At 61.6% G+C, this 12,974-nt stretch carries 14 protein-coding genes; 4 read left to right on the forward strand and 10 right to left on the reverse strand.

Features of this window, described 5'->3' with window-relative positions:
- From GR212_RS27210 to GR212_RS27245, 8 genes are all read right to left on the reverse strand, one after another.
- The gene (locus tag GR212_RS27210) at positions 1-1,989 is read right to left on the reverse strand and encodes a heme lyase CcmF/NrfE family subunit (RefSeq protein WP_163991412.1); all 1,989 of its coding nucleotides are present in this window, start codon (positions 1,987-1,989) and stop codon (positions 1-3) included.
- Positions 1,986-2,435 carry a cytochrome c maturation protein CcmE gene (gene ccmE, locus GR212_RS27215; RefSeq protein WP_163991414.1) on the reverse strand — a complete coding sequence of 150 codons (450 nt, stop codon included), beginning with the start codon at positions 2,433-2,435 and terminating at the stop codon, positions 1,986-1,988. The genes GR212_RS27210 and ccmE overlap by 4 nt, the downstream gene beginning before the upstream one ends.
- A complete protein-coding gene (gene ccmI / locus GR212_RS27220; protein ID WP_163991416.1) occupies positions 2,432-3,574 on the reverse strand; it encodes a c-type cytochrome biogenesis protein CcmI in 1,143 nt (380 codons plus the stop codon). The genes ccmE and ccmI overlap by 4 nt, the downstream gene beginning before the upstream one ends.
- A 177-nt stretch (positions 3,575-3,751) precedes the next feature.
- Entirely contained in the window at positions 3,752-4,183 is a 432-nt protein-coding gene (locus GR212_RS27225) for a hypothetical protein (RefSeq protein WP_163991418.1), read from the reverse strand.
- Positions 4,184-4,274: 91 nt separating this feature from the next.
- A complete protein-coding gene (locus GR212_RS27230) occupies positions 4,275-5,672 on the reverse strand; it encodes an ATP-binding protein (RefSeq protein ID WP_163991420.1) in 1,398 nt (465 codons plus the stop codon).
- A complete protein-coding gene (locus GR212_RS27235) occupies positions 5,662-6,333 on the reverse strand; it encodes a response regulator transcription factor (protein WP_047627335.1) in 672 nt (223 codons plus the stop codon). The genes GR212_RS27230 and GR212_RS27235 overlap by 11 nt, the downstream gene beginning before the upstream one ends.
- 137 nt (positions 6,334-6,470) lie before the next feature.
- Entirely contained in the window at positions 6,471-6,725 is a 255-nt protein-coding gene (locus GR212_RS27240) for a hypothetical protein (RefSeq protein WP_163991422.1), read from the reverse strand.
- A 563-nt stretch (positions 6,726-7,288) separates the two neighbouring features.
- Positions 7,289-7,597 (reverse strand): Dabb family protein, encoded by a 309-nt coding sequence (locus tag GR212_RS27245; RefSeq protein WP_163991424.1) that lies wholly within the window; start codon positions 7,595-7,597, stop codon positions 7,289-7,291.
- 154 nt (positions 7,598-7,751) lie between these two features.
- On the opposite strand from GR212_RS27245, the gene GR212_RS27250 reads away from it, so the two are divergent.
- Positions 7,752-8,081, forward strand: coding sequence for an MmcQ/YjbR family DNA-binding protein (locus GR212_RS27250; protein ID WP_163991618.1), 330 nt, complete (start codon positions 7,752-7,754; stop codon positions 8,079-8,081).
- Here the strand turns inward: GR212_RS27250 and GR212_RS27255 are convergent.
- The gene (locus GR212_RS27255) at positions 8,059-8,547 is read right to left on the reverse strand and encodes a YcgN family cysteine cluster protein (RefSeq protein ID WP_163991616.1); all 489 of its coding nucleotides are present in this window, start codon (positions 8,545-8,547) and stop codon (positions 8,059-8,061) included. The genes GR212_RS27250 and GR212_RS27255 overlap by 23 nt on opposite strands.
- Positions 8,548-8,716: 169 nt before the next feature.
- Between GR212_RS27255 and GR212_RS27260 the strand changes: the two genes are divergently transcribed.
- The 3 genes from GR212_RS27260 to GR212_RS27270 all read left to right on the forward strand — a co-directional run bounded on the left by GR212_RS27260 (position 8,717) and on the right by GR212_RS27270 (position 12,307).
- Entirely contained in the window at positions 8,717-10,912 is a 2,196-nt protein-coding gene (locus tag GR212_RS27260; protein WP_163991426.1) for a PBP1A family penicillin-binding protein, read from the forward strand.
- Positions 10,913-11,178: 266 nt separating this feature from the next.
- Entirely contained in the window at positions 11,179-11,766 is a 588-nt protein-coding gene (locus tag GR212_RS27265; RefSeq protein WP_163991428.1) for a DUF1214 domain-containing protein, read from the forward strand.
- Positions 11,759-12,307: a DUF1254 domain-containing protein gene (locus GR212_RS27270; protein WP_163991430.1), complete on the forward strand. Its 549-nt coding sequence runs from the start codon at positions 11,759-11,761 to the stop codon at positions 12,305-12,307. Before GR212_RS27265 ends, GR212_RS27270 begins: the two co-directional genes overlap by 8 nt.
- A gap of 141 nt (positions 12,308-12,448) precedes the next feature.
- Here GR212_RS27270 and GR212_RS36965 read toward each other — a convergent pair whose 3' ends face one another.
- Positions 12,449-12,616: a hypothetical protein gene (locus GR212_RS36965; RefSeq protein ID WP_204326785.1), complete on the reverse strand. Its 168-nt coding sequence runs from the start codon at positions 12,614-12,616 to the stop codon at positions 12,449-12,451.
- Positions 12,617-12,974 lie beyond the last annotated feature (358 nt).

Consider the following 12,974-nt stretch of genomic DNA (forward strand, 5'->3'; position numbering starts at 1 on the left):
TCATTCGGCCGGCTCCATCGCCGGGCGAACCGGCTTTACCTTGCGGCTTGGCGCGCCAACGCGCAGGCGACGGTCGCTGAGCGACACGAAGCCGCCGATCGCCATGACGAGCGCGCCCATCCAGATGCAGAGAATGAAGGGCTTCCACCAGATGCGAACGACCATGCCGCCATCCTTGCTGGCATCCCCGATCGACACATAAAGCTGGCTGAGACCGAGCGTGAGAATGCCGGCTTCGGTGGTTCCCGTCCGGCTCGCGGTGAAGACGCGTTTGGAAGACGACACTTCGCTGAAGGCGACCCCGCTGCGGCTCACCGTGAAATGGGCACGATCCTCGGTGAAATTGGGGCCGACACCCGGCTGCATACCGTCGAAGCGAAGGCTATAGCCGCCAAGCTCCGCCGTTTCTCCCGGTTTCATGCTGGTGATGTTCTCGCCCTCGAATGTGGTCACCGCAATAATGCCGAGCACGGTGATGCCCAGGCCCGCATGGGCCAGCGCCGTGCCGAAGGCGGAACGCGGCAGCCCGCTCAGGCGACGCCAGGCAACGTTCAGCGCCACCTTGCCGATACCGGCGCGATACCAGAGATCGGCCACCGCGCCAAAAATCAGGAAGAAGCCGGCAGCAAGACCGAGTATGGCGAGCACCGGACCGCCATGCCTGACGTAGAAGAGGACCAGACCGGCGATAAAGGCAAGGCCTGCCACGACGTAGAGCCGTTGCAAGGCGCCGAGCAGGTCGCCCCGCTTCCAGGCGAGCAGCGGGCCGAATGGCACGGCAAGGAGGATCGGCGTCATCAGCAAGCCGAACGTCATGTTGAAGAAGGGCGGGCCGACGGAAATCTTGTCGCCGGTGAGCGTTTCGAGCGCCAGCGGATAGAGCGTGCCGGTCAAAACCGTACCGCAGGCGACCGTGAGGATCAGGTTGTTCAGCACCAGCGCGCCCTCGCGCGAGATCGGCGCGAACAATCCACCGGCGGCAAGCTTGGGCGCACGCAGGGCGAACAGCGTCAACGCTCCGCCGATAAAGATCAGAAGAATGCAGAGAATGAAGATGCCGCGCGTCGGATCGCTGGCAAAGGAATGCACCGAGGTGAGCACGCCGGAGCGCACGAGGAAGGTGCCGAGCAGCGACAGGGAGAAGGTCAGGATCGCCAGCAGCACCGTCCAGATCTTCAGGGCGTCGCGCTTTTCCATGACGAGCGCCGAATGAAGCAGCGCCGTGCCGGCAAGCCACGGCATGAAGGAGGCGTTTTCCACCGGATCCCAGAACCACCAGCCGCCCCAGCCGAGCTCGTAATAGGCCCAGTAGGAGCCCATGGCGATGCCGAGCGTCAGGAAGCTCCAGGCGGCCAGCGTCCATGGACGGACCCACCGCGCCCAGGCGGCATCGATGCGGCCTTCGAGAAGTGCGGCGACAGCAAAGGAGAAACAGACGGAGAAGCCGACGTAGCCGAGATAGAGCAAAGGCGGATGGATCGCCAGGCCGATATCCTGCAGGACGGGATTGAGGTCCTTGCCCTCGGCCGGGGCCGGGTCGAGGCGGATGAAGGGGTTGGAGGTCAGCAGGATGAAGACCAGGAAGGCCGAGGAGATCCAGGACTGCACGGCAAGCACATTGGCGCGCAGCACCTCGGGCAGATTGCGCCCGAACAGCGCGACGAGCGCGCTGAACAGCACCAGGATCAGCAGCCAGAGCATCATCGATCCCTCGTGATTGCCCCAGACGCCAGAAATCTTGAAGATCAGCGGCATCAGCGAATGGGAATTGGCCCAGACGTTCAGTACGGAAAAATCGGAGGCGACATAGGCATAGGTCAGGACGCCGAAGGAAAAAGCGACGAGCAGGAACATCACGATCGCGCCGACCGGGGCAATATCCATCATCGACACGTCGCCGCGGCGCGCGCCGACGACAGGCAGAATGGAGACGATGAGCGCAGTCGCGAGCGCCAGCACCAGGGCATAATGTCCGAGCTCGATGATCATTGGGTGGCCTCCTCGCCCTTCCACACGCCATCGGCCTTCAGCTTGTCGGCGACCTGCTTCGGCATGTAGCGCTCATCATGCTTGGCCAGCACGCTGTCGGCAACGAAAACGTCGCTGCCCGGTTCGAACTTGCCTTCGGTCACCACGCCCTGCCCCTCGCGGAAGAGATCGGGCAGAATACCGTCGAACCTCACCTTGATCGTGTCGGTGCCATCGGTGACCGAGAACTGAACCTGCGTGCCCTGACCGCGCACGACGGACCCTTGGCCGACAAGGCCGCCGAGACGGATCAGCGTACCGGCATTGACCGGGGTCTTGGCGAGATCGGCCGGCATGTAGAAATAGGCGACCGATTGGCTGAAGGCGAACAGCACGAGCAACACGGCGGCGGCGATAAAACCCATGCCGCCGGCGATCACGGCCAGACGTTTCTGCTTGCGGGTCATTGCTGCGTCACCTCCGTCGGCAGTCCCAATTCCTTCGCCAGCGCCAGAAGCTGCTGGCCCTGCCCTCCATCGGCCGGAAAAGCCGCAAGACCGCGCTTCAGCGCATCCACGGCCCGATCCCTGTCGTTCAGCACGGCATAGGAGCGGATCAGCCGCATCCAGCCTTCGAAATTGTTTGGATCTTCCTTGAGCTTGGCATCGAGGCTATCGACCATGCCGCGGATCATCTGCTGACGATCGCCGCTGCTCAACGCATTGGCTGCCGCCACGTCCTGCGCGGTCGGATTGCCCGGTGCGTTCACATTCGCGGATGCCATCGGCTGGCCGCCATTCTTGACGATGTGTTCGTCGACGGCGGCGAGCCAGGGCGCATCCGGCGGCGATTGTTTCGCAAGGGCCTCGAAAGCGGTCTTCGCATCGGCTTCCTTGCCCTCCTGTTCCAGCGCCAGCGCCAGATAGAAAAGCGTGCGCGGATTGGCGGCGTCGAGCGCCAGCGATTGCTGCAGCACGCTGCGCGCCTCCGCGGTCACCACGCCATCGGCCTTGACGACAAGGACCTCGCCCAGATCGCCGAGGCGTGCCCCGTTCGGCCCCAGCAGACGGATGACATTGCGGTAGGCAAGCTCGGCATCGCCGACACGATTGGTCTTGAAATAGATCGGCGCCAGGACCTCCCAGCCCTTGGCATCATCCGGGTTCTTCGCCAGATGCTGCTCGATCTTGACGATCGAGATGGCGAGATCGTTTCCGGGTTTTTCCAGCCGGGCGTCCAGCGGCTGCGCCGGCAGGCCGGGATCGCCGTTCGCAAGATAAAGACAGAGCCCCACCGCGGGAAGGATAACGATGATAAAGGCCTGGGCGAGACGATAACTGCCGCCGACGGACGATTTCGCTTCCGCCTTCTCGTCCTTGGCGACGGCGATCAGACGCCGGCCGATTTCGGCGCGGGCGTAGCCGGCCTCCTGCGCGGAGATCAGGCCGCCGGCAAGATCGCGATCCAATTCGCGCAGCTGGTCACGATAGACTTCAGCCTCACCGGAACGACAGTCACCCGCCTCCTTTGCGCCACGCAGAAGAGGATAGAGCAATACAGCGCCGACAACCGCCGTGAGAACGGCCACGAGAATCCAGAACAGCATACACGCCCAATACTTTAACGGGGCGCTTATTCCAACCGGGAAAGGCCTTCTGACGAAGATTTGAGGCGTTTGGCCGCGCTTTGCGGCGCAAAGGCCGATAGCGATTGCCTGCCCGACCGAAGCAGGAGACCGCCAAAGGCCGCTGTTGCCGCGCAATTCCTCTTTCGAGGAAACGCCCTAGTTCAGCGGCGTCCAGGTGCCGTCGTCATTGCGACAGGCCGCGCCCCTCGCCGTCGTCGGCTTGTCGTCGACGGTGATGGTATGGGTGTATTGCCGGCAGTTCTGGGAACCGACCTGGTAGGGTGCGGCAGCGATAACCTCACCACTTGCATCCCTGCCCTTCCAGGCGACGGGCTGGCCGAGCGGCGAGCTTTCAAGAGCCCGGTACTCCGCTTCCAGTGCGCGCTGCTTGTCGCTATCGCTGAGCTTGATACCGGTGCGCCCGACGATACCACCTTCGAGTGCGTCGATGAAGGTCGCGGAAGCCGGCGGCTTTGAAGACGGAAGTAAACTCGTGCCGCTGCCCTTGCCGCCCGTTGTGGAACAACCAGAAAGCGCAACCGCGACAGAAAGAGAGGAGGCGATCAAGAAAAAGGTACGAAGCTTCATACAACCGAACCAGTATCAAAAAGCAAAACCATAGGTACTGCGCCGCGGCATCATCATGACCCACAACGCCTTTTTGGCATCATGCCGTTCCTCACGCAACATCCTTCGTCAGGCCCGGCAAAATTAGGCTCGCGCGAAGCCCGCCCCAGTCACCCCGGGAGAGTTCCAAACGGCCCTGATATTCATTGGTAATCTCGCTGACGATCGACAGGCCGAGCCCGGTGCCAGGCTTGCTCTCATCCAGCCTGCGCCCTCGTTTCATGGCTTCGCGGATCTGATCCGGCTCCAGGCCCGGGCCATCGTCCTCAACCACCAGTTCCACCCAATGGCGCCGGGCCGGATCGATGCCCTTGATTTCGGACGGCGCCTCGTTTGCAACCACGCGCACCTTGTGCTCGGCAAAGCGGGCGGCATTTTCGAGCAGGTTGCCGACCGTCTCCTCCAGATCCTGCTGCTCCATGGCGAGCGCCAGATTGGGCGAGACGGAAAGCTCGAATTCCTTGTCGGCGTTCAGCCGCCGCATGACGCGGACAAGCCGTTCCAGCGCCGGCTCGGCCTCGGTGCGCGCCAATACGGACTCGCGCTGCGCGGCGATGCGGGCACGATTGAGGTAGGATTGCACCTGTCCCTGCATGGCTTCAGCCTGGTTCTTCACCAGATCGCCGTGCGAGCGCTCCAGTACGCGGGATTCGTTGAGCAGCACGGCGATCGGCGTTTTCAGGGAATGGGCGAGGTTGCCGACCTGCATGCGGGCGCGCTCGACGATACGGCGATTGCTTTCGATCAGCGCGTTGACCTCGTTGGCAAGCGGCAGGATTTCGCGCGGGAAATCGCCCTGCAGGCGCTCGCTCTCGCCGGCGCGGATGCGCTCCAGCGCGGCACGAGCCTTGTCGAGCGGCTTCAGGCCATAGAGAATGGCGAGCGCATTGACGATGAGGCTGCCGACACCGAAGCCGACGAGCGCGAAATAGAGACTGTGCGAGAAATTACGCACATCGTCCTCGACCACGGCGACATTGCCGGTGACGCGAAAGCGCGCGGCGCGGCCATCCGTATCGAGCACGACCTCGGTTTCGGCCACCTGCACGCGGTTTCCGAAGGCGTCGGTGACGATGTAATAGCGCTCGTAGCTCTTGTCGAAGGGCGCTTCCAGCACGGACAGCACCGGCAGGTTCGAAGCACCGAGCGAGGGAGAGACCAGCGGCGTCGCCGTATAGGTGCCGAGCGGCTCGACCATCCAGTACCAGCCGGTCTTCGGCTGCGCAAAGCGCAGGTCGCCGAGCTGCGGGCTGCCCGATAGCGCACCCTGATCGCCGATCGTCACGGAGTTGATGACGTTGTAGAGCTGGGCGCGCAGCAGGTCCTGAAAGCCGCGCTCCGCGCTTTTGCGGTAGATATTGGAGATGACCAGGCCGATCACCACCAGCGCCACGGCGGACCAGAGCGTGGTCAACAGCAGGACGCGGGCGGTAAGTGACTTAATTCGCATTGGTCGGCGCTTGGATGCGATAGCCGAGACCGCGGACCGTCTCGATCAGATCGACGCCCATTTTCTTGCGCAGGCGACCGACGAAGACCTCGATCGTATTGGAATCGCGGTCGAAATCCTGATCGTACATGTGCTCGACCAGCTCGGTGCGCGAGACGACCTCGCCCTTGTGATGCATGAGATAGGCAAGCAGCCGATATTCGTGAGAGGTGAGCTTGAGCGGCTTTCCATCCACCGTCGCCTTCGAGCTCTTGGTATCGAGCCGTACCGGACCGCAGACGATTTCCGAGGAGGCATGGCCGGCGGCACGGCGGATCAACGCGCGGATGCGGGCGAGCACTTCCTCGACATGGAAAGGCTTGGCAACGTAATCGTCGGCGCCGGCATCGATACCGGCCACCTTGTCGCTCCAGCGGTCACGGGCGGTCAGGATCAGCACCGGCACGGCCCGACCGGCGCCACGCCATTTCTCGAGCACGGTAATGCCATCCATCTCCGGCAGGCCGATATCCAGGATGATCGCGTCATAGGGTTCGGTATCGCCGAGAAAATGGCCCTCCTCACCATCAAAGGCCGTATCGACCACATAGCCCGCCTCTTTCAAGGCTTCGGCAAGCTGGCGATTCAAGTTGATATCGTCTTCGACTATGAGAATGCGCATGTCTGGATCCAATGTCCCCGGTTCGAAAAACAGTACTGTAAATCGCGCTACAGTGGAATCACGGAAGCAATAAGATTTCCGGTGAGATTCAAAGCTTTAGATGGTCCATTGCATGTTGGCGCCCGAAATGCGCCGCGTCACATCGGCACCTTCATCGTTACCTTGCGCGGACGCTGCCCGTTGCCCTGCACGAGGACGGTGATGATGCAGCTGTCGCCCGACGGTTGAGCCGAAAGAAGCTGCCCGCCAGTTTTGGCAACGACCTCCTCGGCGGCCTCACTGCAATCGCTGTTGGCCCGAGCGACCAGGGTCGACATCGGCGCTGGCGCCGGCAGAACAGCCGAGCCGGCCAGGACAAGGGCCGCCGCTGCTATGCTTGAAAATGAGGCCATGCTTCAGACTTCCCACAGGGACATTAACTTGGGCGATTATTTACCCAAACACGTCTGAATGGCAAATGAATGGGCTGTAATTTTCCGCCCGCAGGCCGGGCAAGGCCTTCAAACCACAGTCTAACCATTTGAAATTATTGAGCTGAGAGACGCCAGATCACGGAAAAGGCAACCAGCCGGCGTTCCGTTGCCCGGCTTGGATACAATCTATCGGCGATACGCAGGAAGCAGCTGATTTCGAATGCATGGCCCATGCCGGTAGCTGCAGGCTTAGCCATTTTTAATCATTCCCGCTTATCATCGCCCCGTGAGCGCCACGTAAGCAGTCGCGCCGCCGTGAGCAGATGCAACCGGCCTTCCCGTGCTTTACCGACGTAAAGCGCAAGGATTTCCTTGAGTCCTTTGAAACGCTTGGAGCCATTTCTTCGAGAGTTGAGTCCGGGTCTTCAAAGGTTGATTCAAGAACCTCCGGCAAAGAATCTAGGCGGCGACAATCCGATTCCGCCCGAAGCCTCAACCCGTTGAAATGGCTGGCGAGAGGCCGGGCGGTGCGGCCTTCCCGCTCAGATCGGCTCGCGGACGGCGGCTTTGGTCTCGTAGTCGGCAGCGATCCGCATTTCGCGCAACGGACGCACCCGCTCGATGGAGCGCTGATAGTTGGGATGAGCCTTGTAGGCGGCCAACGCCGCCTCGTCGTCGAATTCGCCGTACACGACCAGATCGACGTCGGTTCCGAGCTGATCGGTCTTCACGTTCGCGCCGATCTCCAGCAACCGCGCATGTGGAATGGCCGTCAGAATCGAGAGGCCGGAGCGAACCTCCTCAAGGTTGGCGCGATCGGGAACGGTGAAGAAGACGATATGGCGGATCACGCGGCGGCTCCTTGTTCATATGCGGAAGCATGGCGCGATATCATGCACGCAGGTTCAATTCAATGAACGGACCGCTTCCTTGCGGGGCCGTTTCGTCGCAGGCCATGCGCGCCTCCATTACCGTGTGGCTATGGAGCGTGATATCATCGCCGCCATGACGGACGAGGAACTCGTGACCATTGCCCTCGGCCTGCCGGAAGCGACGGAGGGCTCTCATTTCGGAACCCGCGACTTTCGCGTGCGGGGCAAGATCTTCATGACCCTTCCGGGTTTGGATTTCTGCGTCGTCAAGCTGACACCCGATCAGCAGCAGATGGCATTGGCGACCATGCCGGGCCACGTTGCGGCCGTGCCGGGCGGCTGGGGCCTCAAGGGCTCCACACGGCTTTTCCATTACGCTGCCGCTCCGGACGAGATCGAGACGCTGGTGCGAAGGGCATGGCGAAACGCGGCGCCGAAATCTATGGCTTTGCCGGAGGATTAGGCTCCATGTCGTCTTCGACCGTCAGCGGCCAATCGACGACATAGTCCTCGAAATCGTCCAGATCGACGTCGTTTTCGCTGACCGTGCGCCCGCGGGCGGAAACACGGGCGATATGCACCGTTTCCGGATCGCCCGAGATCAACGGATGCCACCAGTAGAGATCGCGGCCATCATTGACGAGGCGGTAGGCGCAAGTGGGCGGCAGCCATTCCAGTTCCGACACCTTCTCCGGCGTCAGCTGAACGCAGTCCGGCACGAAATCCCAGCGGTTCGGATAGCTCGTGCAACGACAGCTCTCGCCATCCATCAGCTTGCAGCGGATCGAGGTGAAATAGACATCGCCGCTATCCCACTCCTCCAGCTTGTTGAGACAACAGAGACCACAGCCGTCGCAAAGGCTTTCCCACTCGGACGGACTCATTTCCGTCAGGGTCTTGCTTTTCCAGAAAGGTATCTCGTCTGTCATCATCGTCGTCCTCGCCACCCGACGGAAGGGGGAATTCGGGCTGCGGCATGCATGTCTCTTGTTCTTTTCTCTAAATCAACCAATTATTCAATTCGCCGTTCTATGAGATAATGGGCTTTGCGTGTGCCACAAGCAAACACGCAGCAATATTGTGGTCGGGAAGTAGAGCGTGGAAGACCCATCCAATCCAGAAAACGGGCCGAAAGCGGAGCCCGAGACGCGGAAGGACAGCGGGGCCGAAAAGCCGCGGCGGCGGAAACGCTATTTCTTCCTGCGCCTTGATTCATGGATCGACTCCACTCTCTGGAACGCCGGTTTCCGTCTTGCCGAAGCCTGGGAAGACATCACCATTTTCTTTCGCCGCTTCCGCGTGCGCGGCTGGAAACGCATCGTTTTCGAACTGCTCGGCGAAGGCCTGACGCTGGGTGCCGCCGGCTCCGTCGTCATGCTGATGCTCGCCATGCCGGCCTTCGAGGCGACGCAGGGCGACTGGCGCAATCGCGGCAACTTCGCCGTCACCTTCCTTGACCGCTATGGCAACGTCATCGGCCATCGCGGCATCATTCACGAGAATTCCGTGCCGGTCGACCAATTGCCGGACTATTTCATCAAGGCCGTGCTTGCGACCGAGGACCGGCGCTTCTTCGACCATTTCGGCATCGACGTCATCGGCCTGTTTCGCGCCGTGACCGTCAATGCGCAGGCGGGCGGGGTCGTCCAGGGCGGCTCGACGCTGACGCAGCAGCTCGCCAAGAACATCTTCCTCAGCAACGAGCGCTCCATCGACCGCAAGATCAAGGAAGCCTTCCTGGCGATCTGGCTCGAAGCCAATCTCTCCAAGAAGGAAATCCTGAGCCTTTATCTCGACCGCACCTATATGGGCGGCGGCACGTTCGGCGCGGCGGCGGCCGCCCAATTCTACTTCGGCAAGAGCATTACCGACGTCAATCTGGCCGAGGCGGCCATGCTGGCCGGCCTCTTCAAGGCACCGGCGAAATATGCGCCGCATGTCAACCTGCCGGCGGCGCGCGCCCGCGCCAACGACGTGCTGTCCAATCTCGTCCAAAGCGGCCTGATGACCGAGGGCCAGGTGATTGCCGCGCGGCGCAACCCCGCCTCCGTGGTCGATCGCGCCCAGATCGACTCTCCCGACTATTTCCTCGATTGGGCCTTCGATGAGGTCCAGCGGCTCGCCGTCAAGTTCCCCGAGCGCTCGCTGATCGTGCGCACCACCATCGACATGGGATTGCAGAAGGCAGCCGAGGATTCCGTCCAGTCCAGCCTGATGGAATTCGGCGAGCGCTATCATGCCAAGCAGGGCGCGAGCGTCATCATCGAGAACGGCGGCGCCGTGCGCGCCATGGTCGGCGGCAGCGATTACGGCGAAAGCCAGTTCAACCGCGCCACCAAGGCGCTGCGCCAGCCGGGCTCGTCGTTCAAGATCTATACCTATTCCGTGGCGATGGAGAACGGCATGACGCCGACATCCACCATCGTCGACGCGCCGATCACCTGGGGCAACTGGAGCCCGCACAATTACGAGAACCGCTACGAAGGCAAGGTGACGCTGACGCAGGCGATCGCGCAGTCGATCAACACGGTGCCGGTACGTCTCGCCAAGGAGAAGTTCGGCATCCAGCCGATCCGCGACATGGCCAAGGCCCTGGGCGTGGAGACCCCGATCCGCAACGACAAGACCATTCCAATCGGCACGTCGGAAGTGACGGTGCTCGACCAGGCTACGGCCTACGCTGTCTTTCCGGCCGACGGCATGCAGTCGCGGCGGCACGGCATCGATCAGATCACCAGCTACGGCGGCAAGGTGCTCTACGATTTCAATCGCGACGAGCCGGCCGCCAAGCGGGTTCTCAGCGAAAAAGCCACCTCCTACATGAACCAGATGCTGACGCAGGTTCCCGTGATCGGCACCGGCCGCAAGGCCGCGCTCGACAACGGCATCGTGATCGGCGGCAAGACCGGCACCACGCAGGCCTATCGCGACGCCTGGTTCATTGGCTTTACCGGCAACTACACCTGCGCCGTCTGGTTCGGCAACGACGACTACACGTCCACGAACAACATGACGGGCGGCACGCTTCCCGCGATGACTTTCAAGAAGATCATGGATTATGCGCATCAGGGCGTCGTGCTGAAGCCAATACCGGGCATCAGCAATCCATTCCCGGTGCAGAAGCCGCAAGCCGTCGCGGCCAAGAAGCCGGCGGATGCAGCCAATGGCGGGCTGCCGCCGCTCGTGCGTCCGCGCTCGCTCTCGGTCGATTCCACGAATATCCTGCGTGATATCGGTGAACGGCTAAAAGCCGCGGCACCGCTCGGCGCGCAGAAGGTGGCCACGGCCGAATAGCGATCATCCCGGCAAGGAAGAAAACGGAGGGCGTATCGGCGCCCGCCCGACCACATTCCGACGACGATATCAGGCGATCGCCCGCGCGTATCGAAACCGGCCGAGAGACCAACGAGGCGATGACGACGGGGGTTTCGACCGTGGAATGCCGTGCCCGGCGATCGATGACACTCTGTATGGATGTCGCCTGAAAGCACCCTGCCCTTCCCCCTGTGGTCAGAATCAGGAATAAATCGATACTGATTTGTCACGAGGACGATCCCAGGGTGTTCCGAGTTCCCCTTCTTGTCGCGCTTTCGCTTCTCATCGCCTTTGGCGGCGGTATCGTGTTCACGCTCCTGGCGCTGGACGCGACCTCCGGCTTCGGCGCGATCAAGCTCGGCGCCTGGCAGGCTTTTCCGGAAATGCAGACGGCGGACGCGGACCCCTATGCGAAATCCCACAGGGCCCGTGCGGGACGGCTGCTCTACGGCACGGCGGAGGGACTGGTATTCACGGCTTCCGACGACGATGCCGGCGCGCGCCTGACGGCAGGCTGCAGCTATCGCATCAGCGGCCAGACACCGCCGGCAAGGCTCTGGACCTTGTTCATCGCCGGCAATGACGGCCGGCCGATCGAAGGGCTCGCCGGGCGCCCTTCTACGATCAATTCGTGGGTCGTGCTGCGCAATCCGGACTCGAGCTTCAGCATTACGGTTTCACCCAATGCTCAGGCGGGCAACTGGCTCGCCTTGCCTTTCTCCGGTAATTTTCGCCTGGTCTGGACACTGCTGGATTCACCGGCGGCCAGCAATTCCGGCCTGATCGATCTCAGTATGCCGAAGCTCGAAAAGATCGGGTGCGGCAATGTTTAGATTTGTTTTCGCGATCCTCACCGGCATATTCGGCGCAGCGCTGCTACATATCGTCATCATATTGTCGCTGCCGCACTTTTCCGACCGCGACGCCTATACGCGGGTATCGGACGAAGGCGACGAGAACCATTTCTACATGCTCGACGACAAGGACGACGAGGCGGGGCTTTCCAACACCGATCCCTATATCCGCACCGCCGTCTGCGCGTTCGACATCGAGGACAAGCCCGTTCACCTGATCGCCAAGGGTAAGGTGCCGTTCTGGTCGCTTGCCGTCTACGATGCCGCATCGAACGAAGTGTTCAGCATGAGCGATCGCACGTCGGTCGGCGGCGCGCTGGATCTGCTTCTCGCTTCCCCCGTCCAGCTGACGGGCATCCGCAAGGCCCTGCCGCCGGCCCTCGCCCAATCGATTCTGGTGGAAGTGCCGCGTGCCCAGGGCTACGCAGTGCTGCGCACGATGGCGCCTCAAACGAGCTTCGATGACGCCGCCCGAGAATTTCTCACGGAAGCCGGCTGCGACGAATTCGACAATAACTGAAATCCGTCCCTGACATGGGCTGCCGCCAAAGCGGGGCAAGGCATCCCCATAAGTCGCGACGGTGCGATAGGAAATCCGCCGGCTTGCAGCGGCAATCGGCGGCTGCCGCCTCGGCGCGTATAGGGCCGCATATGACGGGCGCTATTTTCCCTTTGCCCGCTTCGATCCCGTTCCGGGACGATGGTCGGGCGTATCCAGGTGTTCATAGCGTACGCCGGTGAACAACAATATCTTTGCTTCCACCTGCTCCTTTCGGACGCGCGGCGGCATACGCAATCGCCAATCCGAAAGAGATATGATCTTTGCCATTCTCGTCTCCATCGACATCTCGAGACGGATGAACCTGCGACTTGATTTCACCCTGCCCGTCCCTGAAACGGGCTAGCGCTTCCCTCCATCCCAGCCCTGTTCTTTCGGCTGCAACAGAGGCATTTACGCCTTCTCACGGCATTTCCTGCACACCGTGGCATGGGCGCCGCTTCCGGCTTCCATGCTGTCATTACACTCGAACACATTCTGCCAATCGCTGCTTTCATCGGAATTCAGACATATCGCAGTTAACAGAATGCTAATTCTCGTCGCACCTCGTCCTTGGCATGAAGCTGTCATACTCTATTAACGCTGATGGAGCGGTTTTGGTTTCATCGGCCATGGAAAAATCGGCGAA

The organism is Martinezella lusitana, from assembly GCF_010668395.1.
Taxonomy (GTDB): Bacteria; Pseudomonadota; Alphaproteobacteria; order Rhizobiales; family Rhizobiaceae; genus Rhizobium; species Rhizobium lusitanum_A.

What these genes read in the sequence shown, in the direction of transcription:
- GR212_RS27210 (WP_163991412.1), bottom strand. Translation starts at nt 1,989, where the DNA reads ATGATCATCGAGCTCGGACATTATGCCCTGGTGCTGGCGCTCGCGACT.
- ccmE (WP_163991414.1), bottom strand. Translation starts at nt 2,435, where the DNA reads ATGACCCGCAAGCAGAAACGTCTGGCCGTGATCGCCGGCGGCATGGGT.
- ccmI (WP_163991416.1), bottom strand. Translation starts at nt 3,574, where the DNA reads ATGCTGTTCTGGATTCTCGTGGCCGTTCTCACGGCGGTTGTCGGCGCT.
- GR212_RS27225 (WP_163991418.1), bottom strand. Translation starts at nt 4,183, where the DNA reads ATGAAGCTTCGTACCTTTTTCTTGATCGCCTCCTCTCTTTCTGTCGCG.
- GR212_RS27230 (WP_163991420.1), bottom strand. Translation starts at nt 5,672, where the DNA reads ATGCGAATTAAGTCACTTACCGCCCGCGTCCTGCTGTTGACCACGCTC.
- GR212_RS27235 (WP_047627335.1), bottom strand. Translation starts at nt 6,333, where the DNA reads ATGCGCATTCTCATAGTCGAAGACGATATCAACTTGAATCGCCAGCTT.
- GR212_RS27240 (WP_163991422.1), bottom strand. Translation starts at nt 6,725, where the DNA reads ATGGCCTCATTTTCAAGCATAGCAGCGGCGGCCCTTGTCCTGGCCGGC.
- GR212_RS27250 (WP_163991618.1), top strand. Translation starts at nt 7,752, where the DNA reads ATGACGGACGAGGAACTCGTGACCATTGCCCTCGGCCTGCCGGAAGCG.
- GR212_RS27255 (WP_163991616.1), bottom strand. Translation starts at nt 8,547, where the DNA reads ATGACAGACGAGATACCTTTCTGGAAAAGCAAGACCCTGACGGAAATG.
- GR212_RS27270 (WP_163991430.1), top strand. Translation starts at nt 11,759, where the DNA reads ATGTTTAGATTTGTTTTCGCGATCCTCACCGGCATATTCGGCGCAGCG.
- GR212_RS36965 (WP_204326785.1), bottom strand. Translation starts at nt 12,616, where the DNA reads ATGGCAAAGATCATATCTCTTTCGGATTGGCGATTGCGTATGCCGCCG.